The following is a 23211-nucleotide window of genomic DNA, read 5'->3' on the forward strand; positions in this document are numbered from 1 at the left end:
TTTGGATTGAAATTCAATAATTCAGAACTACTTTAACCCGGCAAAACCGTTTTGCCTTAATGCTTCGTATAAAACCACAGCCACTGAATTTGAAAGATTAAGTGAACGGGCGTCATTGATCATGGGGATGCGTATGCAGCGATCCCAAAACCGGTTGATGATCCGGTCCGGCAAACCGGCGGTTTCCTTGCCGAAAACAAGAAAATCGTCCAGTCCATATTTTACATCGGTATATTTTTTTATGGCCCTGGTTGTGGCAAAATGAAACCGGTGCCCGGGATATGCGGCGAGAATTTCCTCAAAACTGTCGTGATAATGAATCGTTAACAAGTGCCAGTAATCGAGCCCCGCTCTTTTCAGGTGTTTATCGTCGACGGAAAAACCCAACGGCTTAACCAGGTGCAATTCGGCCCCGGTAACGGCACAGGTGCGGGCTACATTACCGGTATTGGCCGGAATTTCAGGTTCCACGAGAACAAGGTGCATCATCACTTCTCCTCTTTCGGGGTTTTAGGGATATCTTTAAGCACGTGCGGACAATAATCCCTGACAACACAATGCCGGCAGCGCGGCCTCTGCGCCTTACAAGTTGTGCGACCGAAACTGATCAAGCGGTGGTGCCACGCCCCCCTTTCACCGGGCGGGATCAAACTGGTCAGGTTTCGTTCAACCTGGATGGGAGTTTTGCCCGTGGAAAGTCCCAACCTCCGGGCCACCCTGAAGATATGGGTATCGACGGGGAACGTTGGTTTACCAAAACCCAAATTTAAAACAACATTTGCGGTTTTGCGACCAACGCCGGGTAAGGATTGCAGACCGGTTAAATTATCAGGGACTCTTCCTCCATATTTGTCAACAAGGATTCGCGACGTTTCAATAATATGCTTGCTCTTGTTCCGGTATAGCCCGCAGCCCTTGATTTCTTCCGCCAGCTGGTCATAACTCAAGGCGGCAAATTCCCCGGGCGTTTTATATTTTTTAAATAAGCGCGCCGTAGTTTTATTAACCTGCTTATCAGTGCATTGAGCGGAAAGCATGACCGCAATCAATAATTCAAAGGAGTTGCTGTAACATAGCGTTGGCCCGGGGGACGGGATGTGTTTCGCGAGCAAATCAAGGATTTTTTGTTTATCGCTCATATAGTACCTGTAACTTATTTTAACAATCTGGCATGTTCAACTTTAATGCATTTATCCATAACAAACGTCACTCCCGCGCTATGAGCAAGTTCCGCTGCCTTTTCATTTATTATGCCCAGTTGCAGCCAAATTGCCCTGGGTTTTAATTGTAAGGCTTCTTCTACTACCGGAAGCACCTGTTCACTTCGCCGGAATATGTTTACTATATCAACCTTTTCAGCTATGTCCAGCAGATTTTGATAAGCTTTTTCTCCCAGCACGGTTTTCGCCCGCGGGTTTACCGGCATGATCCGGTACCCGTTTTGTTGCATATAACCGGCAACCCGGTAGCTATCCCGGTGTGGTTTGTCGGATAAGCCTACAACCGCAATGGTTTTACTTTTCTGCAAAAGCCGCCGGATGGTTTCATCATCTGGATTCATGTACATATTACTGAACCACTCCCCGTTTTTTAGCTTTATTTTCTAGGTCAAACATTAATATACCTGCCGGTATACCGGGAATTAAAAATTGAGGAACACTTTAAATTATTACCATTGATTAAAATAAAACAAATCGTTCAACAAAAATTATAAAGCAAAAAGGTTATGGCAATAATAAAAAAGGTCTTTTATGATAAATTAATTGCGCCGCGGAAATCTTATGCTTTTTACGTACCGCTGGTTTTTTATTTTATAAGTCTTTTACAGATTTAATTTCTTCACAAGGAGGGCATTGCATGAACGTCACGTTGACCTTGGTCTTGGGGGTCGCAATATTTTTGTTGCTCCTGGCCGTTTTTTTATGGCCGGCTAAGCGGCGACAGGATCCGGTTAAATCATTAAACCGGAACCCGGCTCCACTCCGGGAAGAATTTGCTGAAGAATTTACCTTCCCCGCGCCGGCTGATGAGGAAACACCGAAATTAAGGCCCGAAATGCCTGAAATACCATGGCACTACGGGGTGGACAGGCTGGTGCTGATGGTGCGTGATCCCAACTGGATCTTTGCTTATTGGGAGATTACTGCCACCAAGCAGGAAGAATTCAGCCAGCATTACGGACCCAACGCCTGGAGCTCGTCGAGGCCTGTTTTAAGAGTTTATGACGTAACGGGGGTTAATTATTTCAACGGTACCAACGCCAATGATTTTATGGATATTTCCATAAACGATTATGCCGACAGCTGGCATGTAGAGGTGGGTAGACCAAATTCGTCTTTTTGCGTTGACCTGGGCAGGATTTTCCCCGACGGCCGGTTTGTAACGTTATTAAGATCAAATATTGTTCATACACCAAGCCTCAGTGTTTCGAACCTTTTTGACGAAGAATGGATGTGGATTGAAGGAGTCTACAAAACCATCACCAGGCTGCATATGGGTAGTTCGCCGCTGATTAAGGAAGAATTGGCCCAGGGAATTGGTATCGTGCCTCTGGGGATTAGCTCCCCGGGTTTCACTGAAAACAGGTAATGCCCCGGTAATAACCTCAACTTGGTAAAGGAGAATGTGGCTTTGATCAAGGGATATCTTTGTTTTATATTACATGCCCATTTACCTTATGTTAGGCATCCGGAATACGAACATTTTCTGGAAGAGCGATGGTTTTATGAAGCTATTACCGAATCTTACGTACCGCTAATAGATATTTTTGATGAACTCGTTCAGGAAAACATCCCCTTCCGGTTGACTTTTTCCGTGTCCCCGCCCCTGATTAGCATGTTGAGCGACAGCTTATTACAGGAGAGATATATACGGCATCTAAATAAACTGATCGAACTGGTCGAAAAAGAAACGGAACGGACCGCGGGAAGCGTTTTTCATCCTGTGGCCATAATGTACCGGGACCGGCTGTATCGAATCAGGCATATATTTATTGATAAATACCAGTGTAACTTAATCAATGCTTTTAGAAAATTTCAGCACCTGGGCCGGCTTGAATTGATTACCTCCGCGGCTACTCACGGCTTTTTACCATTGCTGATGACACAGCCCGAAGTTGTTCGCGCCCAGGTCGGCATAGCCGTTGATCTTTTTACCAAATACTTCGGCACCGCGCCGCCCGGCATCTGGTTGCCTGAGTGTGCGTACGCGCACGGTATAGATAACTTTTTAAAAGAATTCGGTATCAAGTACTTTTTTACCGACACCCACGGCGTGCTGTTTGCCTCCCACAGGCCAAGATACGGGATTTACGCACCCATTTATTGTCCTTCCGGAGTGGCGGTTTTCGGCCGTGATCCCGAGTCCTCCAAACAGGTATGGAGTTCCACCGAAGGTTATCCCGGTGATTTTGACTACCGTGAATATTACCGGGATATTGGTCACGATCTGGATTATGATTATATTTACCCGTATATTCACCCGGACGGAATCAGAGTCAACACCGGCATCAAATATTACCGGATCACCGGAAAAGGGCACCATAAAGAACATTACAACCGTGAAAACGCTCTCCGCAAGGCTGATATTCACGCCGGAAACTTCCTGTTTAACCGGGAACACCAGATCCGCCACCTGTGTTCCTTAATGGACCGTGCCCCCATTATTGTTGCTCCTTATGATGCGGAATTGTTCGGGCACTGGTGGTTTGAAGGCCCGGATTGGCTTAAATCTGTTTTACGCAAAGTGCATTATGATTTTGACATGATTGAAACGGTCACACCGGGGGATTATTTAAAGAAATATCAATGTAACCAGGTGGCCCTTCCCTGCCCTTCCACCTGGGGCAACAATGGTTATAATGAAGTCTGGCTGTGCAGAAAAAACGACTGGATCTACAGGCACCTGCATATTGCCGGCGATAGAATGGTTGAACTGGCTGAACTATACCCGTTCGTCCATGGCAGGTTACAAAGGGCGATCAGACAGGCCGCCAGAGAGCTGTTGCTGGCGCAGAGCAGCGATTGGGCTTTCATTATGAATACGGGAACCATGATCGATTACGCGATAAGAAGAACGAAACAACATATCCATAACTTTTTAACTCTTTATAATCAAGTACTGGCACGTAATGTTGATGAAGGACTGCTGGTGGATTTGGAGTATAAAAATAATATTTTTCAGGATATTAATGTTAACCATTATAGAAAATTGTGTACCGACGCTTCAACAGCGTGATATAACAGTATACAGTTGTAAACAATAGATAACAAGAATGCGTAAACCCTTGCCCAAGGGTTTATTTTTTATTTATTGTACTTTTAAGAATGGTTTGCATTATCTAAATTTTCAGACTTGTGTAAACGATAATGCACTCGACCGTAATTTTCCCCTTGTAACGGCTATTTGTAACAAACCATTAATCCCCCAAGTATGACCTCCCAGCTTTTATTTTTAAGGGTTCAGCGCCATAGTGCAATAATGCGCATGAATTTTGCTTAAAAATAATTAAGCTATCCTGGGTTGCTTTTATGGGCCCAATCTGGTCGCTCCGGGAGGTGATAAAGAACAAAGTCCTGAAAATTTTGATTAAATATTTAAAAAAATAAAACAATTAAGGAGGTTTTGTTTATGTCACATGGACACGGACCGGCTAATCCGGGGCCGGCAGGACTGGTCGCTCTCGCCATGGCATGTTTTACTTTTTATGCCATTCATACCGGTAAAGTGGAAGGCTCCGCCATCGCATTGCTTGGTATTTGGTTAATCGGTGGTTTTGTAGTGCAGGTAATTGTCGGCGTCATGGAGTTGAATCACGGTAATGTGCTGGGTGGCAACATCTTTACATTTTTCTCGGCCTTCTTCATGCTGGTAACCGGACTCGAACTAATCTTTAAATTCTTTGCCGTTCAAAACGGCTGGAAAGTCGACGCTCGCATCGACGGATGGGCGTGGCTTGCTCTGGCCATAGCGCTGTTGACCTGGACCCCGGGTTATTTCAAGGCGCCATTAAGCCTGTGCGCCGTGGTGCTTGCCCTTGACGTGGCCGTCCCCGTGGTAGCGCTGATGGATCTGGCCGTATTGGGGCATGAGTGGCACGTTGTATCTGGAAACTTCTTGCTGATTGCCGGTATTTTCGGGCTTTATACCGCCATGGGCGTGGTTCTGAACACCGTATTTGAAAGAACGGTTATTCCGCTGGGCGGGCCGATTATCAAACCCAAGGCAGTTGGTACATCCGCCGCCGCCAAGAGGTAAATGATATAAAAAAGGGGGTTTTGAAGCTCCCTTTTTTTTGTTCCATTCTTTACGAAAATCATTAGGTACTCTTATCTATTGGGCGATCCGGTGATTTCTAAAGGGGTCATGGCTCAGGGATATGACGCGCTGGGTACCGCATCCAGTTCTCCACTCACTCCAGAAATCAACCGGATCGCCCTCCATGGTTGTATTTTTCACCCTGTCGGTGCTGCGCAAAAGCGGCGCGGGCGCATATTCTGCTCGCGGTTAGACGATCTTTTTAACCGGCCCGACAATTTGGTTTATTTTTTCGATATAAAAATCGGCCAGTGATTCGGCCACTTCCATGGTGATTCCTTCGCTGAAAACCCGACAGATCGGTTCTTCGGGGTCCGGCAGTACCAGCGCCCAACCGTCCTGGTGATATACTTTGACTCCGTCATGTAATTCCAAGTTGTTTTCCGGCAATTCTTCAATCAAGCTCCTAATTACCGTACCTTTTGCTTCCCAGGGAACTTGAGTTTCTTTCTTTTCCATGAAAAATGTCGGAATTTCATCGATGAAATCAGCGAGATTAACATTTTCAGTTGCAATGTATTCCGCAATTTTAATGATCGCCGCCAGCGCATCAAAATGAAGCATGGATTGAGTGATTCGCCGCTCGGCGTCATTGCCGGTTCCATTGTCGTGAACAATCAATTTTTCATAAAAATCTTGCACCGCGGTTTTTGTGCGCACCACCCGGGCCCCGTACTTGTCAGCAAGCAAATCCACCGCCCGGGGAGCGGTAACCGGCACCACCACCGTTCCACCGCGGGAGCGCAATACCATTAGCGCCGAAAGCGCCACGAGCATATCTTCCTGGATAGTGCGTCCAAGGTTGTCAATCAACGCCAAATGGTCGGCTCCCGCATCAATAATTACACCCAGGGAAAGACCACGTTCAATTACCAGTCGGGAAACATTTCTGGCAAGTTTTCTGTATTCAGTCCAATTTACGGGGTAATGAGCCGGTTCTGGCTGATCGATTCGATCCAGCTTGATATTTAATTCCCGGCAGACCGGCTCGAGGAACAAACCCGAACAGTTGGGGTCGTATGCGACAGCAAAACCAAGCCCCGCCCGTCGAATAGCATTTGTATCGATTTTTCTCAACAGCGATTGGATATATGTTTCCGGCATCTCGGAGACAAACCTGGTTTCCGAAATTTGCGCGCATTCCGCCCGCTTGAAATCTTCCCGCATAAGCAGGTTTTCCACTTTACGCTCCAGGCTCCTGGAAATATTACCACCGTTGTGGTTTGTGAATATGATGTTCAAAACGTTGGGTTGCCTGGGCGAAACCCTTACATGGATTCCCCCGTCGCACTTAAGTTTTCGCACGGCAAAACGGTGCATGGGCGTGATGCCGTCCGCTATGCTGTACACCTGCGCACCCGCGGATTGCAGGCCGCAGATTACGGCATCCTTGATCATACGGGACGGGGTGTACACGTCACTGCTTACGCATACACTGGCCCCGGAACCAAGCGCGGATGCGAACGCCGCGGCTACGCGGGCGGCGTATTCCGGCGTAATTTCCACATTCACCATGCCGGAAACTCCCTCCATTCCGAACACGCGCCTCGGCACCCGGTTCCCCCAAATCATGCTTTCGCGAACCACAGTGCCCGTTTCCACTATCTTGTTCGGCCACAGTTTGACGTCCGGGTTGATGACGCATCTTTCCCTGACAACCGAATCGCTGCCGACCACAACTCCCTCGTAAACATAACTTCCGGCATGCACCTGCACCCGGCTGCCCAAAACCGCTCCCCGCAAGTGGACTCCCGGGGCAATAAAAACATTGTTCCAGAGCACGCTTCTTTTTATCGAAGCGTTTTCCTGAATGATACTACCGGTACCTATTACGGTAAACTGATCGACCTTGACTCCCTTACCGATCGTTGATCCCTTGCCGATATATACAGGGCCGGTAATCCCGGCGGATTCATCGATATGCACATTTTCTTCAACAAAAATACCCGGACGGATCTCCGTTGCATTGACGGGCAGCCCCACCAGCCCGGAAAGAAAATCATGGTGGGCTTGCAAATATTGTTTCAGATCACCGATATCACACCAGTACCCGGACAGCACCGCGCCGTACAACGGTTCGCCTTTGCTCATCAACAGCGGGAACAGGTCCTTGCTGAAGTCGAATTGTTGATTGTCCGGTATGTAATCCAGGACCTCGGGTTCGAGGATATATATACCCGTATTTACGGTGTCGCTGAAAACTTCCCCCCAGCTGGGCTTCTCCAGAAACCGGGTGATTCTGCCATCCTGGCCGGTTATAACCACCCCGTATTCCAGCGGGCAGCTGACCCTGGTCAAAACCAGCGTGGCCTTGGCTCCTTTTTGCCGGTGAAAATCGATGGCCTTGGAAAGATCGAAATCCGTTAAAGCGTCACCGCTGATTACCAAAAATGTACGGTCCAAAAAGTCCTGGGCATTCTTAACGCTTCCCGCCGTTCCAAGAGGAACGTCTTCAATAAAATACTTCAAGTGGACGTTGAAATCGCTCCCGTTTCCAAAGTAACTGCGGATTTCCTCCGGCATGTACTGCAGAGTGACCCCGATATCACTAAAGTCATGCCTTCTCAGCAAATTGACTATGTGCGACATGATCGGGCGGTTCAAAACAGGGACCATTGGTTTGGGTATGCTGCAGGTGAGGGGTCTCAAACGGGACCCTTCTCCACCGGCCATAATAATCGCCTTCATGACAATTCTACCTCCTTATTGATTACGAATACCTTCCCAAGACCCTGGAAAATCGCTCGATAAAACCGCACTGCCTGGCGTTCCAGTCGGTGAGGCGATGCTCCTCCCACACTTTTCTATAGGTGTCGAGCGTGCCGGCCGCAATATCCCGCCAGTTGAATTGTCTTTTTACTTTCTGATAAGCGTTTTGTTGTAACTGTTGCGCCAGTTGAGGGTTGTGCAATATCCTGAGGATCATGTCCGCCAAAGACCGCGGGTTGCCAGGATAGGCCTTGAGGCCGTCGTAATTGTGCGTCACGATTTCACTTAAACCGCCGGTGTCCGAAATAACCACCGGCGTTCGGGCGGCCATGGCTTCCAGGGCAACGATGCCGAACGGTTCATAAAGACTGGGAAACACGGCAACATCGGCCCAGCTGTACAGTGAATTGCGGGTATACTCGTCAATGTAACCGGTAAAGTACAACCTGTCGGCAATGCCCAGGCGGGAAGCCTGGTTTTGTAATTCGTTGAGGCAAGGACCTTTTCCGGAAATGATAAATTTCGTATTGGGCACTTGCGCCAAAATCATAGGCACGGCGTCAAGGAGAACTTGAACTCCTTTTTCTCTTACCAGCCTGCCGACATAGAATACAATTTTTTCATCCGGAGCGGCGTAATTATTGCGGGAAATATTGTTGTTTTTTGGCACAAAGTTATCGGTATCCACGCCGTTGGGTATGACTACAACCTTGTCGTCGGGGATTTGGAACACATATTTCAATTCTCCCAGCATGTAATGGCTGCAACAAATAACGCGCCAGGCCTCGTAACAGAGCCACCATTCCACGTCGCTGATATGCCTTTGGGTGTCGTTATGCAAGCCGTAATTCCTGCCGTACTCAGTGGCGTGGATGGTGGCTACCAGTGGTATCCGGTAGGCGTGTTTCAAAGCCCTTGCCGTATACGCCACCAGCCAGTCATGCGCGTGGATAATCTGGAAGCGGTCATTTTCGCCGAATATGGAAATGGCCCGCTCCAGCAGCGCAACGTTGAACTGTGCCACCCAGGTGGTAAAGTCCGGTGAAGATACGCTGTATGGAATAACACGATGCACATTAACCCCGTTAACTCTTTCAAATTCCGGAATATTCGGGTCACCCATGGTGAAAAGATGAATTTCCACCCCCATGGCGGAAAGCGCCCTGGTTAAATCGTAAACATGTTGCGCCAAACCACCAACACTTTTGGGGGGGAATTCCCAGGAAAGCATGGCTACACGCATCAACCGACCTCCCTACAACAATAAATTGACAACATTTATATTTTATGTTAAAAGACACTAATTTATTTATGGAGTTTATTTAAATGTGTTAATGAAATAAAAAACCTGCCGTTTGATGGCGGCAGGAGGAGAAACTTTTGTTGATTAATGGCGCCTGCCATTATGAATCTCAAAGCTCCAGTTTATCCCGTTATTGTTATCCCAGTTTCCATACCCGTCGTGGAAACAAAAATTAAATCTTTCTTCATCCGGTATTTCCAAGGTTTTTACCCATCCCCAGCCCGTACGGGACATCCGGTAATCCTGCACGTTCCTCCAGTCCCTGGCGCTGCCGTAACCGACATGCAAGTATACTTGAGTGGCGCCGCTGGCAGCCAGCAGTCCATCGTATAATATTGTTATTTCTTCGCCGCTGGTGATGGGAGTGGGATCCACCACTACCCCTCCCGGGTAGCGGGCGTCATGCATGGCTTTTAATTTGCTTTCCGCGGGGTTGAAGTTGATGGGACCGGACAATATTATCGCCTCCGATTAATCTATTCTACAGGACTATTATCTATAAAACCGGCCTTTTTTATGCGAAAAAAAACACCCTTTGCAGGGTGTTTTACATTACCAATGATTATTCCAGTTTATTACATACTTAATCCCTTTTTGTACCCCCGTAGTAGTCCTCGTAAATGTACATGAGTTCCTTGTCGAATAAAGGTCTCTTCAGGGAAACGGTGTAAGACCGGATTTTGGGCAATAATTCCTCGGCCTGGTGCTCGGTCAGGCGAATGCCGTATTCGGCGTATTTTGCCTTGAGCGCGGCCGTACCCGAGTGTTTGCCCACCACGATCTGCCTTTCCAGGCCCACCTCTTCGGGCAGGAAAGCCTCGTATGTTTTGGGGTTCTTCAGCGCCCCGTCGGCGTGGATGCCCGATTCATGGGCAAACATATTGGAGCCCACGATGGCCTTCCAGGCCGGCAACTCACGGCCGGAAGCACGGGAAACATATTCGGCCACTTCCCGGAAAATCTCCGTTTTAAAGCCCAGGTCCACTTTAAACAGGTGCTTTAGCGCCATGACCACTTCTTCCAGGGCGGCGTTGCCGGCCCGCTCGCCCAGGCCGATGACGGTGACGCCCACCCAGTTGGCGCCGGCCAGCACCCCCGCCAGGGCGTTGGCGGTGGCCATACCGAAGTCGTTGTGGGTATGCATTTCAATATCTATGTCCACGGCCTCGCGGATTTTTTTAATATTATTGTAAGTAGTGAACGGTTCCAGGATACCCACGGTATCGCAGTAGCGCAACCGGTCAGCGCCGGCTTCCTTGGCGGCCCTGGCGAATTGGATTAAAAATTCCGGGTCGCTGCGGGAGGCGTCCTCCGCGTTGACGGAAATATACATACCTTCCTTTTTGGCGAACTCCACCGCCTTGACCATGTTTTCCAACACCCATTCACGGCTTGTTCTCAGCTTGTGTTCGATGTGGATATCGGACGTGGAAATGGAGATCGCCACAGCGTCCACTCCGCAGTCGAGGGAATGCTCGATGTCCTTGATTACCGGGCGGTTCCAGCCCATAATGCTTGCTTTAAGGCCGGACCGGCAGATTTTTTTGATCGCTTCCTTTTCGTCTCCGCCCATGACCGGTACTCCCGCTTCAATCTGGTGCACGCCAATTTCATCCAAAAATTTGGCGATTCTCACTTTCTCCCTGTTGGCAAACACAACACCCGCGGTTTGCTCCCCATCCCGCAGGGTCGTATCAACAATGTAAATGTCGTTAACCGGAGGGGTTAAAAGTTCCATCATTATAATTTGCCTTCCTTTCCAGTTGATTAATTTATAATTTATATTTAGCATATTATGTATGCCAAAATTAAAAACTCAAGATTAATATTATCATAAAAACTCATTCATGAAAAGATTTAGAAAGGGATAATGCAGTATACATGAACATCTTCCAGCTTGCATAAATAATGTATAAAATGTATTGGAGCAGGGATGCTCCCTGCTCAACGTTATGAAATCCACAAAATTATGGTTTGCATACCGTGCATCACTTATCCAATTTTTCCTGCAGTAATTTATTCACCAGCCCGGGGTTGGCCTTGCCTTTGGTGGCCTTCATTACCTGGCCCACCAAAAACCCCAGCGCCTGTTTCTTGCCCCCCCTGTAGTCATCCACGGACTTGGGGTTGGCGGCGATCACTTCTTCCACCACCTTTTCGATTAATCCTTCGTCGCTGATCTGTACCAACCCTTTTTCTTTCACGATGGCGTTCGGGTCTTTACCGGTGTTGAACATTTCCTCAAACACCGTTTTGGCAATTTTACCGCTTATGGTGCCCTTCTCCATCAGCTCCAGCAATTGGGCCAGCTGGGCCGGTTTTATTTTAACTTCATCAATTTCCACGCCGCCGGCGTTCATCATTCTTAGCAGTTCGCCCATCACCCAGTTGCTTACAGTCTTGGGGTTGTTAAATTTATTAACGCATTGTTCATAAAAATCGGCCAGTTCCCTGGAAGATGTGAGCACGCCGGCATCGTACGCGGGCAGGCCATAATCGTTGATGAAACGGGCTTTGCGCTGGTCGGGCAACTCCGGAAGAGTCGCCTTGATTTCATTTACCCACTCCTCGGAGATAACCATGGGAACCAGGTCCGGGTCGGGAAAATACCTGTAGTCATGCGCTTCCTCCTTGCTGCGCAAGGAAAGAGTGACGCCTTTTGCCTCATCCCATGTTCTGGTTTCCTGGGTAATTTGGCCGCCTTCTTCCAATATCTCAATCTGGCGCTCAATTTCGTAAGTCAAGGCCTTGTGTAGCGCTTTAAAAGAATTCATATTTTTAAGTTCTGTTTTGGTGCCGAATTCGGCCTGTCCCACCGGCCTGACGGAAACGTTGGCGTCACAGCGCAGGGACCCTTCCTGCATTTTACAATCGCTGACACCCGTGTACTGGATAATTGCTTTGAGTTTTTCCAGGTAAGCAATGGCTTCGTCGGCGCTGCGCATATCCGGTTCCGAAACAATCTCGATCAGCGGTACGCCGGTCCGGTTATAATCCACCAGGGAATAGGGCGTAGTGGAAATGGTGCCCTGGTGCACCAGTTTACCGGCGTCCTCTTCCATGTGAACTCTGGTGATCCCGATACGCTTGACGTTCCCGTCCACATTTATTTCCAGGTAACCATGCTCGGCTATGGGCAGGTCATACTGGGATATCTGGTAGTTTTTTGGCAAATCCGGGTAATAGTAGTTTTTACGGTCGAACTTGGAAAAGGAGGCAATTCTGCAATTTAAGGCCAGGCCGGCTTTAATGGCGTATTCAACCACCTTTTTATTGACTACCGGCAATACGCCGGGCAGTCCCAGGCAAACAGGGCAAACATGATGATTGGGGTCGGCACCGAATTCGGTACTGGAGTTGCAAAAAATTTTTGTATTTGTTTTTAACTCAACGTGTACTTCCAGGCCGATAACGGCCTCGTATTGGGCCAAAGTGGCACACCTCCCGGGTTTTATTCAGGAAAATTGCGGTGGTGGTCGGTATTTTGTTCAAAGGCGTAAGCAACGCGGAGGAGCTCTCCTTCGCCAAACGGCTTGCCCATCAGTTGCAGCCCCACCGGCAGGTGATCAACCATTCCGGCCGGAATGGATATGGCAGGAATGCCGGCCAGATTGACGGAAAGCGTGCAAATATCCACCATGTACATTTGCAGCGGATCGTCAATTTTTTCGCCGCGCTTGAATGCGGTGCCCGGAGCGGTCGGACCCAGCAGCAGGTCGAATTGCTCGAAGGCCCGGTCGAAATCATTTTTTATCAAGGTACGAACTTTCAGGGCCTGGTTATAGAAAGCATCGTAGTAACCGGCGGACAGCGCGTACGTGCCCAGCATAATCCGCCGCTTGACTTCCGGACCGAAGCCCTCGCTGCGCGTTTTCATAAACATGTCCACCACATCTCCGGCCCGGTCCGCCCGGTAGCCGTAGCGCACCCCGTCGTACCTGGCCAGGTTGGAACTGGCTTCAGCCGGCGCAATCAGGTAGTAGGCGGGCAGAGCATATTCGGTGTGGGGCAGTGAAGTCTCTTCCACTTCGGCGCCTAGGCCGGTTAAAACATTGATGGCCCCGGTAATGACTTCCTTTACTCCGGTGTCAATTCCTTCCCCCATGTATTCCCTGGGCACACCTATTTTCATGCCCTTGATGTCACCGGTGAGAAACGAGGTATAGTCCAGTTGCTCATACGGGGCTGAGGTGGAATCAAGCGGGTCGTGCCCGCAAATGACATTGAGCAAGAGGGCGCAGTCGGTGACATCCCTGGAAAACGGGCCGATTTGGTCCAGGGAGGACGCGTATGCCACCAGGCCGTACCGGGATACCGCGCCGTAAGTGGGCTTCATGCCCACGACGCCGCAAAACGACGCAGGAAGGCGAATTGAACCGCCGGTGTCGGAACCCAGGGCCAGGATAGCTTCACCCGCAGCAACGGCAGCGGCCGAACCACCGCTGGAGCCCCCCGGTACCCGGCCGGTATCCCACGGGTTGCAGGTGGGGAAAAAAGCGGAATTTTCGCAGGATGAACCCATGGCAAACTCGTCCATGTTGGTCTTGCCGGTCATGACAACCTGTTCCTTATTTAACTTTTCCATGACCGTTGCGTTATAAGGCGGTATGTAATTATATAGAATTTTGGAAGCGCAGGTGGTGCGCACGCCCGCGGTACAGATATTGTCCTTGACTGCCACGGGTATCCCGGCCAGGGTCGGCAGTTCCTCGCCCGCGACCCTGGCCCTGTCCACCTGCCGGGCTTGCTGAATGGCCTGCTCCCTGGTCAGGGTGATATAAGCGCGAATTTTTTCCTCCACCTGATCAATGCGGTCAAATACCGCCCTGGTTAATTCCTCGGCGCTGATTTCTTTATTCACCAGCATGTCGTGCAACTGGTGCGCAGTCAGGTAGTATAAATGCAAAACAATTCCCTCCAACTTCAAATACTATATAATCCTGGGCACTTTGAAAAAATCGTCCTGCCGGTCCGGGGCGTTGGCCAGCACTTTTTCAGGCGGCAGGTGTTCTCCCACCCGGTCTTCCCGGAGCACGTTTTGCAGCGGCAATACGTGTGCGGTGGGCGGTACGTCTTTGGTATCCAATTGTTGTAATTTGCGCGCGTGCTCCAGGATATCGCTCAATTGCCTTGAATAAACTTCTTTTTCTTCACCGGTTAGTTCTAAACGGGCCAGAAGAGCCACGTGTTCAACTTCCTTGATGCCGATCATGATCGCACCTTCCTTTTTCTCAAAAAACTGACATTATTATAACAGGGGCATTGCCCCGAAACAAGATATATTGGTTGGCCGCTGCCGGCCTACTCCCCGATCAGATCCAAAAATTCCCGCTCGTCAATAATTGCAACGCCCAGCTGAACAGCTTTGTCGTACTTGCTGCCCGGGCTGTCACCCGCCACCACGTAATCCGTTTTTTTGCTGACCGATGAGGATACTTTGCCGCCCCGGCTTTCGATCAGCTTTTTGGCTTCATCCCTTTTCAGCGAAGCCAGGGTGCCGGTCAAGACAAAAGTTTTTCCTGCCAGTTTGCCGTTTTGCGCTGCTGCGGTTGTTTTTTCGGCAACCACATTGACCCCGTTTTTCACCAGCCGTTCGATTAATGCCCGGTTTTGCGGTTCATGCATGAAGGCGATCACGCTTTCAGCAATTTTGGGGCCGATTTCCGGGATGGCCACGAGTTCTTCATAACCGGCATCCATGATTCTGCGGATATCACCGAAATGTTCCGCCAGAATGCGCGCAGCCCTTTCACCCACGTGCCTGATGCCCAGGGCGAAGATCAGCCGGTGCAGCGGATTGCTCTTGCTTTCTGCAATGGCGTTGATCAAGTTTTCCGCCGATTTGTCGGCAAAGCGTTCCAGGCCCTTCACCTGCTCAGCCGTGAGGCGGTAGAGGTCGGAAACGTCGCGGACCAACCCCGAGTCCACCAGTTGCTTGACCACGGCGGGCCCCAAACCGGCTATATCCATGGCGCCCCGGGAGGCAAAATGAATCAAGCCTTCCAGTAATTGCGCGGGGCAGGCGGCGCCCGTACAGCGGTGGGCGGCTTCATTGGTCTGGCGCACAACTTCCGCGCCGCAGGCCGGGCAGGCGCGGGGCATGGTGAATATTTTTTCCGCGCCGGTTCTTTTTTCTTTTAATACCTCCACAACCTCGGGGATGACATCCCCGGCCTTGTGCACGATCACCCGGTCCCCGATTCGGATGTCCTTATCCCGGATAATGTCCTCGTTGTGCAGCGTCGCCCGGCTGACGGTGGAGCCCGCCAGAAAAACAGGTTCCAGTATGGCGGTGGGTGTGATTACCCCCGTTCGCCCGACGCTGACGATAATGTCCCGGACGGTGGTTTCGGCCTGTTCGGGTGGAAATTTGAAAGCGACGGCCCAGCGGGGGCTTTTCATGGTTGTACCCAGCAAAGCCTGTTGCGCAAGTGAATTGACTTTAATCACCATACCGTCTATGGCATAGGGCAGTTCCGCCTTCCTGTTCTGCCAGATCCGGCAGTAACTGATCGCCTCATCAATATTGCGGCAAACCTGGTAATGAGTGTTGACGCGCAGGCCCAACCCCTCCAGGAATTTTAAAACCTCGCTGTGAGAAGCCGGCGCTTCCCTGTGTGCAAATTCCATCTCGCCGGTGCCATAAACAAATATAGTTAGATTTCGCCCGGCCGTAACCGCAGGATCCAGCTGGCGAAGGGAACCGGCAGCGGCGTTGCGCGGGTTGGCGAAGGCCGGCTCGCCCCGCTCTTCCCGCCGCGCGTTGAGTTCCACAAAGGATTTCTTGGGCATGTACACTTCGCCCCGGACTTCCAGCAAATCCACAGGTTGATTCAGCCTGAGCGGTATGCTCCTGATTGTTTTCAAGTTGGCGGTGATATCCTCACCATTTTCACCGTCGCCGCGGGTGGCCCCACGCACGAAAATACCATTGCGGTAGGTCAGGGATACCGCCAGGCCGTCAATTTTCAATTCCACCACGTAGTCGTAAGGTTCACCGCCCAGAGCGCTTTTTACCCGGCGGTCGAATTCCCGCAAGTCTTCCTCGCTGAAAGCATTGGCCAGACTGAGCATCGGTACGGCATGCCTGACGGTGACAAAACCTTCCCGCGGCTTTCCACCCACCCGCTGCGTGGGCGAATCAGGAGTTATTAAATGAGGATATTCCCGTTCCAGTTGCTGCAATTCGGCCATCAGCCGGTCGTACTGCGCGTCGGTAATCGTTGGCGCGTCCAGAACGTAATAGCGGTAGTCATGCTTTTCAATTTCCCGGCGCAGCGCTTCTATTCTGCGCTTGATTTCCTCGTGTTCACCGCCCATGGCGATTCCCCTTTCTAGGGTTGTTCCAGCGGGGCATAACGGGCCAGCAATGTTTTTACACCCAAGCCGGGAAAATCGATTTTCAGCTCGGTGCTGTCGCCCTTGCCCCTGACTTCGATAATCGTACCCCGGCCCCATTTTCGGTGGTTCACCTGTTCCCCGGGGCGATAATCTTTATTCTTGTCAAACACCCCGGCGCTGTTGTTTTTAGTATTGACCTTTGCCGGTTTTTCTTGTGGACCGCCGGATAATATTTTTTCCACGGGGTCCCCGGTGCTCAGCAACGCTGGAGGCAGTTCCCGCAAGAAACGTGATGGTTCGTTCACACGGGTGTAGCCATAGAGTGTACGCTGCCAGCAATGGGACAGGTACAATAATTCTCTGGCTCTGGTAATCCCGACATAACACAACCTTCTTTCTTCCTCCAGTTCCTGCCTGTTTTCCAGCGACCGGGAATGCGGGAAAACGCTTTCCTCCATCCCGACTAGAAAAACAACTGGAAATTCCAGGCCTTTGGCGCTGTGCAGCGTCATCAGCGTCACGTGATCGGCGTCTTCCTCGTACTGGTCCAGGTCGGTTAGCAGCGCAAGCCCGGCCAGAAAATCTTCCAGGTTGCCGTCCTCCGCCCGGCTGTCATACTCGCCGGTGACGGAATAAAATTCCCGGAGGTTTTCCAGCCTGGTTCTGGACTCCACGGTGCGCTCCTGCTCCAGGGCCTGCCAGTACCCGGTTTCCTCCAGCACCATTTGAACCAGCCGGGTGACGGGCAGATCGCACATCCGCTCCCTTAAATCACGCATAACCCCGCCCAGGGCGCGGGCGGCGGTACGTGCCTTGCCGGTAAGCCCCGGAATATCCAGATCATTTTCCAGTAAGGTCAGGGGCGGAATTCCAGTTTCGTCCGCCGTGGCAAAAATTTTATTTAAAGAGGCCGCGCCGATGCCCCTTTTGGGTTCATTGATGATGCGCCGCAAGCTCACCCTGTCCCCCGGGTTGACCAGCAGCCGCAGGTAGGCAAGAAGGTCCTTGATTTCCTTGCGTTCATAAAATCGCAGGCCGCCCACGATGACGTACGGTATTCCGGCGGCCAGGAATTTTTCCTCCAGCACCCGGGTCTGGGCATGGGTCCGGTAGAGCACGGCAAAATCGCCGTACGGCCTTTGTTTCGCATGGTGCCAGCGGGTAATCCGGTCCACCACGAAATTGGCCTCGGCGTGTTCGTCCCTGGCCGTATACACCACAATAGGGTCTCCCGCCGGGCCGGCGGTCCACAAGTTTTTCTTTTTACGGTTCCGGTTGTTGCTGATGACCACGTTGGCCGATTCCAGGATAGTGCGGGTGGAACGATAATTTTGTTCCAGGACGATCACCCGGGCATCCGGGTAATCCCGTTCAAAACTGAGAATGTTCTGGATATCCGCCCCCCGCCAGCCGTAAATGCCCTGGTCGGGGTCACCCACCACACAGAGGTTACGGTACTGTTGGGCTAACAGATTAACCAGTACGTACTGGGCGTGGTTGGTATCCTGGTATTCGTCCACCAGGACGTATTTGAACCTTTCCTGGTAGTACCGCAGTATATCCGGGTTGTTTTGCCAGAGAAGCACGGTTTGCATCAGCAGATCGTCAAAATCCAGGGCATTGTTTTGTTTCAGCTTGGCCTTGTACAATTGATAAACCTGGCAAACAGTTCGGCTGAAATAATCATATGATTTTTTTTCCAGCTCCGCGGGCCCGTAAAGCATGTTCTTGGCTTGGGATATGGCCGCCAGCACGGCGGGCGGGGCGAACTTTTTATCGTCCAGGTTTAACTCCTTCAAGCATTCCTTGATTACCGTCTTCTGATCGTCCGTATCGTAAATCACAAAGTTTGGCAGGTACCCGGCAAATCCCGCGTGGCGGCGCAGTATGCGCAAGCAGGCGGCGTGAAAAGTGCACACCCAGAGGTCATCAACCATATCCGGCACCACGGCGGCTATCCGGTCACGCATTTCCCGCGCCGCCTTGTTGGTGAAGGTGATGGCCAGAATATTGAAGGGGTCGACGCCCCTCTCCCGGATCAAGTAAGCAATTCGAGTGGTAAGGACCCGGGTTTTGCCGCTGCCCGCCCCGGCCAGAACCAGCAGGGGCCCGTCGCCGTGTGTTACTGCCTCTCTCTGCGCTTCGTTGAGGGCGGTTAAATCCATAAATCTATTGTTACCTCCGCAAATAATATTTTAAACGCTTACCCAATTATATAGAAACAGCAAAACGCCACCTTGCGGTGGCTTTAATGATGTTAGCTTTTGCCGTATACCTTCTCAGGGTCAAACAGGGGCTCGCCCTTTATCGTAACGGTGCCGTCGCCGGACAGCTGGTAATGGAAACAGCTGTAATAGCCCTCGTGGCAAGCGGCGCCCTTTTGCTCCACAAGTATCAGCAAGGTGTCCCGGTCGCAATCAAAAAATATTTCTTTAACTTTTTGCACGTTGCCGGATGATTCTCCTTTATGCCAGAATTTCCGCCTGCTTCTGCTCCAAAACCAGGTTTCGCCCGAGGCCAGCGTTTTGGCCACGGCTTCGCTGTTCATGTAGGCCAGCATGAGCACTTCCCCGGTGTTGTAATCCTGCACAATGGCGGGTATCAGCCCGTCCTGGTTATATTTCAATTCTTCCGGTTTTATCCGCACGCAACACACCTCGTTTAATTAATGGTACTTTTCCCCGGTGTTCATTATTTGTGGTGTTTTTCATTTAATAATACCGCGTAACTAAATTCTTACCGGTACCCCGTGCTTGTCCAAAAACTGTTTTGTTTCGGCAATGGAATAGGTGCCGAAGTGAAAAATGGAAGCTGCCAGCGCGGCGTCGGCCTCACCTGCGGTAAGGCCCGTGAGAATATGCTCCAGGTTTCCCACGCCGCCGGAGGCGATGACAGGTATGTTTACCGCCCTGGCGATGGCCCGGGTTAACGGAATGTCGTAACCATCCCTGGTTCCGTCCCTGTCCATGCTGGTTAACAAAATTTCCCCCGCCCCAAGGCGTTCCACTTCCACCGCCCAGGCCACCGCATCAATACCGGTGGGGGTACGTCCCCCGTGGATATATACTTCCCATTTTTCCCCGCCCACATTACGCGCGTCTATCGCCACCACAATGCACTGGCTGCCGAACCTGGCCGAAGCTTCGGCGATTAGCCGCGGGTTTTTCACAGCGGCTGTGTTTATTGATACTTTGTCCGCTCCGGCGGAAAGCATTTCCCGGATATCCTCCAGAGTGCTGATGCCGCCGCCCACGGTGTACGGAATAAACACCTCGGACGCGGTTCGGTACACCATGTCCAGAACAGTTTTTCGCCCCTCGGCGGAAGCGGTGATATCCAAAAATACCAGTTCGTCGGCACCCGCCCGGTCATAAAACGCGGCCAATTCCACCGGGTCTCCCGCATCCCGCAAATTAACGAAATTGGTGCCCTTGACCACTCGACCGCCGGTGACATCAAGGCAGGGTATAATTCGTTTCATCAACATGAGATCGACCTTTTCCCCCCCCCACCGCCAGCGCTTCGTCAAAACTAACCGTGCCGGCGTAAAGGGCCTTGCCGATGATGACCCCTTCCACTCCCATTGACTCAAGCTGGCTGAGCGCAATAATATCTTCGATGGTGGATACCCCGCCCGAGGCAATTACTTTAAGTTTGCTTGCCTGAACCAGCTTTTTAATGGCCTCCAGATTCGGGCCCTTTAATGTGCCATCCCGGGAAATGTCGGTAAAAATAACCCGGTTTACGCCCATCCGGTAAACCTCACCGGCCAGTTCCAGCGTGTCCTTTTCCGCAGTCAACCCCCATCCTTCAATGGCCACCTTGCCGTCACGGGCGTCAATGCCTACTACGATGTGATCCCCGAAGCGGGCGCAGGCTTCCGCCACAAGCGCGGGATTGCGAATGGCCACCGTGCCGAGGATAACTCTGGACACTCCCATTTGCAAAAGTTTTTCCACCGTTTGCAGGTCGCGAATGCCTCCCCCTACTTGTACCGGGATATTGACCGCCCGGATGATATCACCGATGGTTTCCAGGTTTCTGGGCGTTCCCGCAAAGGCGCCGTCCAGGTCCACCACGTGCAGGTAACGGGCGCCGCTGCCTTCCCACATACGGGCTACGGCCACCGGGTCATCGGAATAAACCGTCATACGGTCCAATTTACCCTCCACCAGGCGTACACACTTCCCAGCCCGCAGGTCTATAGCCGGGATAATCAACATGTTTCAACCAACCTCCCAAAGTTTTGCAAAATGCGCAGGCCCAGGGCGCTGCTTTTTTCCGGGTGAAATTGAATACCGAACACATTATCTTTAGCCGCGACGGAAGTAAACTCAATTCCATATTCGGTGGTACCTGCCACAAGTTCAGGGGCGGCAGGTTCAACATAATAAGAATGCACAAAATAGAAAGCAGCGTTGTCGTGAATTCCCGCAAACAGCGGGCAATTCTTGTTCCTTATGGACAGGGTGTTCCAGCCCATGTGCGGGATCTTCAGCACGGGCGGCAATTTGCACACCCGCCCGGGAAATATCCCCAGACCCGCGGTGTTGCCCCATTCCTCGCTGGATTCAAACAATAGCTGCAGGCCGAGGCAAATGCCCAGGAACGGTTTTCCTTCCTTGATAAACCTGTATATTGCATCCACCATACCCAGCTGTTGCAGGTTACGCATAGCGTCGGCAAAGGCCCCGACGCCGGGTAGAACCACGCCGCCGAACTTGTCCAGTGTTGCCGGGTCACCGGTTACTTCCACGCTTATGCCCATTTTCTCAAAGCCTTTGGCCACACTGCGCAAGTTGCCCATACCATAATCAATAATGCCAATCAAAACACTTTCCTCTCCCCCAAAATTAATTAAAGCACGCCTTTGGTGGAAGGTACCCCTCCCGCCGGGTCTTTAACCGCGGCGGCTAAACGGATGGACCGTCCCAGCGCCTTGAAGACAGCCTCAATGATGTGGTGGGTGTTTTTACCGGCCAGCAGCCGCACATGCAGGGTCAGCGCGCCGTTAACGGCGAATGCGCGCAAAAATTCTTCCACCAGTTCCGTATCGAAATTACCAACCCGGGGCACGGGCAAAGGCACATCGAAGCCAAGATAACCGCGCCCGCTGAAATCGAGAGCCACCGCAACAAGGGACTCGTCCATGGGCAGCAGGACGTGGCCGTATCTTTCTATCCCTTTCTTATCACCCAGCGCCTCCTTTACGGCCAGTCCCAGGCAGATACCCACGTCCTCCACGGTGTGGTGCGCGTCCACCGCCACGTCGCCCCGGGCTTCCAGCTCCAGGTTCAGTCCTCCGTGCGCGGCCAGCAACACCAGCATGTGGTCCAAAAAGGGCACCCCGGTGTTGACCGCGGCGCTACCGTTCCCATCCAGGTCAACAGAGACCGAAATGCTGGTTTCGACCGTTGTACGGTTGATTTGTGCTTGGCGAGCATTTTGTCTATTCATCAATGTTCTCCCCCAGGGTGGTAATAACCTCCCGCAAAGACTGTAAAAATATTTCGTTTTCCCGCGGCCGGCCCACGGTAACGCGCAGGTAACCGGATAATAAGGGGTCGCCGAAGTTTCGCACCAGTACCTTTTTTCCCAGCAGGCCATGAAAAATGTCGGAGGCCGAATAATTTGTACTGAACAACAGGTAATTGGCGTCCGACGGGTAAACCCGCACGCCCGGAATTTGTTGCATCCCGGCGAATAATTGCTCGCGCGCGGCCACGATTTGTTCCACATGCCGGGCAAAGATTCCGCTGTTGCGCAGTACCGCCAGTGCGGCCAGTTGGGAAAAAGTATTCAGGTTAAAAGGCTGTTTAACTTTATGCAAAAGTCGTAGTACTTCGGGCCGGGCGAGCAGGTAACCCACCCGTAAGCCCGCCAGGCCGTATGCCTTGGAAAAGGTCCGTAAAATAACGAGGTTGGGGTGTTTCTCCAGTAAAGGTAAAAAGTCGGCTCCCCCAAATTCAACATACGCCTGGTCCACCACCACCGGGCAGCGACAATTGCCCAGAATTGAGGTTAATTGCTCCGCGGTCGCCGAGTTGCCCGTGGGGTTGTTGGGGGAACAGATCACCACCAGGCCGGCACCGTCGCCGGCCTGGATAATTTTTTCCACCGGCAGGTCGAAATCATCTTCCCTGTTTATTTCCACTACTTCCGCTCCGGACACTCTGGCATGGATGCCGTACATGGAAAAGGTCGGCGTGGCGATAATCACCCGGTTGCCGGCTCCGAAAGTAAGCATTATGTTGAGAATTAATTCGTCCGACCCGTTTCCCGCCATAATGTGATCCGCCGGGACACCGCGACGCAAAGCAAGCTCCCGCAGCAGTTCTTCCGCCATCGCATCGGGGTAGCGGGTAAAAGACTGGGGACCCAGTGCGGCAAACATTTGCCGGGTGATTTCCGGCGGAAAATCAAAGGGGTTCTCGTTGGCATCAAGTTTAATTACACCGGGGTAGGCTACAGAATGATACGGGGTCAATTCCTTCAAGCAATCCCGAACCAGCCCCTCCGGATTAAAAACATAGCTCACCCGA

The 23211-nt window shown here is 51.4% G+C and carries 21 protein-coding genes; 3 read left to right on the forward strand and 18 right to left on the reverse strand.

From position 1 onward, the window contains the following. Positions 1-27: 27 nt before the first annotated feature. Genes trmL through IT084_RS02795 form a run of 3 tightly spaced genes read right to left on the reverse strand, consistent with a single transcriptional unit; the run spans position 28 to position 1567 of the window. The gene (trmL, locus tag IT084_RS02785; protein WP_195711397.1) at positions 28-486 is read right to left on the reverse strand and encodes a tRNA (uridine(34)/cytosine(34)/5-carboxymethylaminomethyluridine(34)-2'-O)-methyltransferase TrmL; all 459 of its coding nucleotides are present in this window, start codon (positions 484-486) and stop codon (positions 28-30) included. A gap of 2 nt (positions 487-488) precedes the next feature. Then, positions 489-1139 carry an endonuclease III gene (gene nth / locus IT084_RS02790; RefSeq protein WP_195710925.1) on the reverse strand — a complete coding sequence of 217 codons (651 nt, stop codon included), beginning with the start codon at positions 1137-1139 and terminating at the stop codon, positions 489-491. A gap of 14 nt (positions 1140-1153) precedes the next feature. Continuing rightward, positions 1154-1567: a CoA-binding protein gene (locus IT084_RS02795; protein ID WP_195710926.1), complete on the reverse strand. Its 414-nt coding sequence runs from the start codon at positions 1565-1567 to the stop codon at positions 1154-1156. A gap of 290 nt (positions 1568-1857) precedes the next feature. Between IT084_RS02795 and IT084_RS02800 the strand changes: the two genes are divergently transcribed. From IT084_RS02800 to IT084_RS02810, 3 genes are all read left to right on the forward strand, one after another. Beyond that, complete coding sequence (locus IT084_RS02800; protein ID WP_195710927.1) at positions 1858-2589, forward strand: DUF4912 domain-containing protein; 732 nt, start codon at positions 1858-1860, stop codon at positions 2587-2589. Between the two features lie 42 nt (positions 2590-2631). Next, complete coding sequence (locus tag IT084_RS02805; protein ID WP_195710929.1) at positions 2632-4236, forward strand: glycoside hydrolase family 57 protein; 1605 nt, start codon at positions 2632-2634, stop codon at positions 4234-4236. A gap of 393 nt (positions 4237-4629) precedes the next feature. After that, a complete protein-coding gene (locus tag IT084_RS02810; protein ID WP_195710931.1) occupies positions 4630-5256 on the forward strand; it encodes an acetate uptake transporter family protein in 627 nt (208 codons plus the stop codon). Positions 5257-5505: 249 nt separating this feature from the next. Here IT084_RS02810 and IT084_RS02815 read toward each other — a convergent pair whose 3' ends face one another. From IT084_RS02815 to hisC, 15 genes are all read right to left on the reverse strand, one after another. After that, a complete protein-coding gene (locus tag IT084_RS02815; RefSeq protein ID WP_195710933.1) occupies positions 5506-8004 on the reverse strand; it encodes a sugar phosphate nucleotidyltransferase in 2499 nt (832 codons plus the stop codon). Between the two features lie 22 nt (positions 8005-8026). Further along, the gene (locus IT084_RS02820) at positions 8027-9268 is read right to left on the reverse strand and encodes a glycosyltransferase family 4 protein (RefSeq protein ID WP_195710935.1); all 1242 of its coding nucleotides are present in this window, start codon (positions 9266-9268) and stop codon (positions 8027-8029) included. 144 nt (positions 9269-9412) lie between these two features. Continuing rightward, complete coding sequence (locus IT084_RS02825) at positions 9413-9784, reverse strand: carbohydrate-binding protein (RefSeq protein ID WP_243276721.1); 372 nt, start codon at positions 9782-9784, stop codon at positions 9413-9415. A gap of 127 nt (positions 9785-9911) precedes the next feature. Then, positions 9912-11069 (reverse strand): homocitrate synthase, encoded by a 1158-nt coding sequence (gene nifV, locus IT084_RS02830; protein WP_243276723.1) that lies wholly within the window; start codon positions 11067-11069, stop codon positions 9912-9914. Between the two features lie 247 nt (positions 11070-11316). Beyond that, positions 11317-12759, reverse strand: a complete 1443-nt coding sequence (gene gatB / locus IT084_RS02835; RefSeq protein WP_195710937.1) for an Asp-tRNA(Asn)/Glu-tRNA(Gln) amidotransferase subunit GatB — start codon at positions 12757-12759, stop codon at positions 11317-11319. Positions 12760-12779: 20 nt separating this feature from the next. After that, positions 12780-14234, reverse strand: coding sequence for an Asp-tRNA(Asn)/Glu-tRNA(Gln) amidotransferase subunit GatA (gene gatA, locus IT084_RS02840; RefSeq protein ID WP_195710939.1), 1455 nt, complete (start codon positions 14232-14234; stop codon positions 12780-12782). A 24-nt stretch (positions 14235-14258) separates the two neighbouring features. Continuing rightward, entirely contained in the window at positions 14259-14540 is a 282-nt protein-coding gene (gene gatC, locus IT084_RS02845; protein WP_195710941.1) for an Asp-tRNA(Asn)/Glu-tRNA(Gln) amidotransferase subunit GatC, read from the reverse strand. Positions 14541-14629: 89 nt separating this feature from the next. Next, a complete protein-coding gene (gene ligA, locus IT084_RS02850; RefSeq protein WP_195710943.1) occupies positions 14630-16648 on the reverse strand; it encodes an NAD-dependent DNA ligase LigA in 2019 nt (672 codons plus the stop codon). A gap of 14 nt (positions 16649-16662) precedes the next feature. After that, the gene (gene pcrA / locus IT084_RS02855) at positions 16663-18834 is read right to left on the reverse strand and encodes a DNA helicase PcrA (RefSeq protein ID WP_195710945.1); all 2172 of its coding nucleotides are present in this window, start codon (positions 18832-18834) and stop codon (positions 16663-16665) included. A gap of 92 nt (positions 18835-18926) precedes the next feature. Further along, entirely contained in the window at positions 18927-19316 is a 390-nt protein-coding gene (hisI, locus tag IT084_RS02860) for a phosphoribosyl-AMP cyclohydrolase (protein WP_313885408.1), read from the reverse strand. A gap of 81 nt (positions 19317-19397) precedes the next feature. Continuing rightward, positions 19398-20156: an imidazole glycerol phosphate synthase subunit HisF gene (gene hisF, locus IT084_RS02865; protein ID WP_195710949.1), complete on the reverse strand. Its 759-nt coding sequence runs from the start codon at positions 20154-20156 to the stop codon at positions 19398-19400. Continuing rightward, positions 20125-20892, reverse strand: a complete 768-nt coding sequence (gene hisA / locus IT084_RS02870; RefSeq protein ID WP_195710951.1) for a 1-(5-phosphoribosyl)-5-[(5-phosphoribosylamino)methylideneamino]imidazole-4-carboxamide isomerase — start codon at positions 20890-20892, stop codon at positions 20125-20127. Before hisA ends, hisF begins: the two co-directional genes overlap by 32 nt. Next, positions 20886-21500 carry an imidazole glycerol phosphate synthase subunit HisH gene (hisH, locus tag IT084_RS02875; RefSeq protein ID WP_195710953.1) on the reverse strand — a complete coding sequence of 205 codons (615 nt, stop codon included), beginning with the start codon at positions 21498-21500 and terminating at the stop codon, positions 20886-20888. Before hisH ends, hisA begins: the two co-directional genes overlap by 7 nt. Positions 21501-21526: 26 nt before the next feature. Further along, positions 21527-22126 (reverse strand): imidazoleglycerol-phosphate dehydratase HisB, encoded by a 600-nt coding sequence (hisB, locus tag IT084_RS02880; protein ID WP_195710955.1) that lies wholly within the window; start codon positions 22124-22126, stop codon positions 21527-21529. Next, positions 22119-23207 carry a histidinol-phosphate transaminase gene (gene hisC / locus IT084_RS02885; protein WP_195710958.1) on the reverse strand — a complete coding sequence of 363 codons (1089 nt, stop codon included), beginning with the start codon at positions 23205-23207 and terminating at the stop codon, positions 22119-22121. Before hisC ends, hisB begins: the two co-directional genes overlap by 8 nt. Positions 23208-23211: the final 4 nt, after the last annotated feature.

This window comes from Desulfallas sp. Bu1-1, from assembly GCF_015594625.1.
Classification (GTDB): Bacteria; Bacillota; Desulfotomaculia; order Desulfotomaculales; family Desulfallaceae; genus JADNRQ01.

What these genes read in the sequence shown, in the direction of transcription:
- IT084_RS02820 (WP_195710935.1), bottom strand. Translation starts at nt 9,268, where the DNA reads ATGCGTGTAGCCATGCTTTCCTGGGAATTCCCCCCCAAAAGTGTTGGT.
- IT084_RS02815 (WP_195710933.1), bottom strand. Translation starts at nt 8,004, where the DNA reads ATGAAGGCGATTATTATGGCCGGTGGAGAAGGGTCCCGTTTGAGACCC.
- hisF (WP_195710949.1), bottom strand. Translation starts at nt 20,156, where the DNA reads ATGTTGATGAAACGAATTATACCCTGCCTTGATGTCACCGGCGGTCGA.
- hisB (WP_195710955.1), bottom strand. Translation starts at nt 22,126, where the DNA reads ATGAATAGACAAAATGCTCGCCAAGCACAAATCAACCGTACAACGGTC.
- nifV (WP_243276723.1), bottom strand. Translation starts at nt 11,069, where the DNA reads ATGATGGAACTTTTAACCCCTCCGGTTAACGACATTTACATTGTTGAT.
- IT084_RS02810 (WP_195710931.1), top strand. Translation starts at nt 4,630, where the DNA reads ATGTCACATGGACACGGACCGGCTAATCCGGGGCCGGCAGGACTGGTC.
- ligA (WP_195710943.1), bottom strand. Translation starts at nt 16,648, where the DNA reads ATGGGCGGTGAACACGAGGAAATCAAGCGCAGAATAGAAGCGCTGCGC.
- IT084_RS02795 (WP_195710926.1), bottom strand. Translation starts at nt 1,567, where the DNA reads ATGTACATGAATCCAGATGATGAAACCATCCGGCGGCTTTTGCAGAAA.
- hisA (WP_195710951.1), bottom strand. Translation starts at nt 20,892, where the DNA reads ATGTTGATTATCCCGGCTATAGACCTGCGGGCTGGGAAGTGTGTACGC.
- nth (WP_195710925.1), bottom strand. Translation starts at nt 1,139, where the DNA reads ATGAGCGATAAACAAAAAATCCTTGATTTGCTCGCGAAACACATCCCG.
- IT084_RS02800 (WP_195710927.1), top strand. Translation starts at nt 1,858, where the DNA reads ATGAACGTCACGTTGACCTTGGTCTTGGGGGTCGCAATATTTTTGTTG.
- trmL (WP_195711397.1), bottom strand. Translation starts at nt 486, where the DNA reads ATGCACCTTGTTCTCGTGGAACCTGAAATTCCGGCCAATACCGGTAAT.
- pcrA (WP_195710945.1), bottom strand. Translation starts at nt 18,834, where the DNA reads ATGGATTTAACCGCCCTCAACGAAGCGCAGAGAGAGGCAGTAACACAC.
- gatC (WP_195710941.1), bottom strand. Translation starts at nt 14,540, where the DNA reads ATGATCGGCATCAAGGAAGTTGAACACGTGGCTCTTCTGGCCCGTTTA.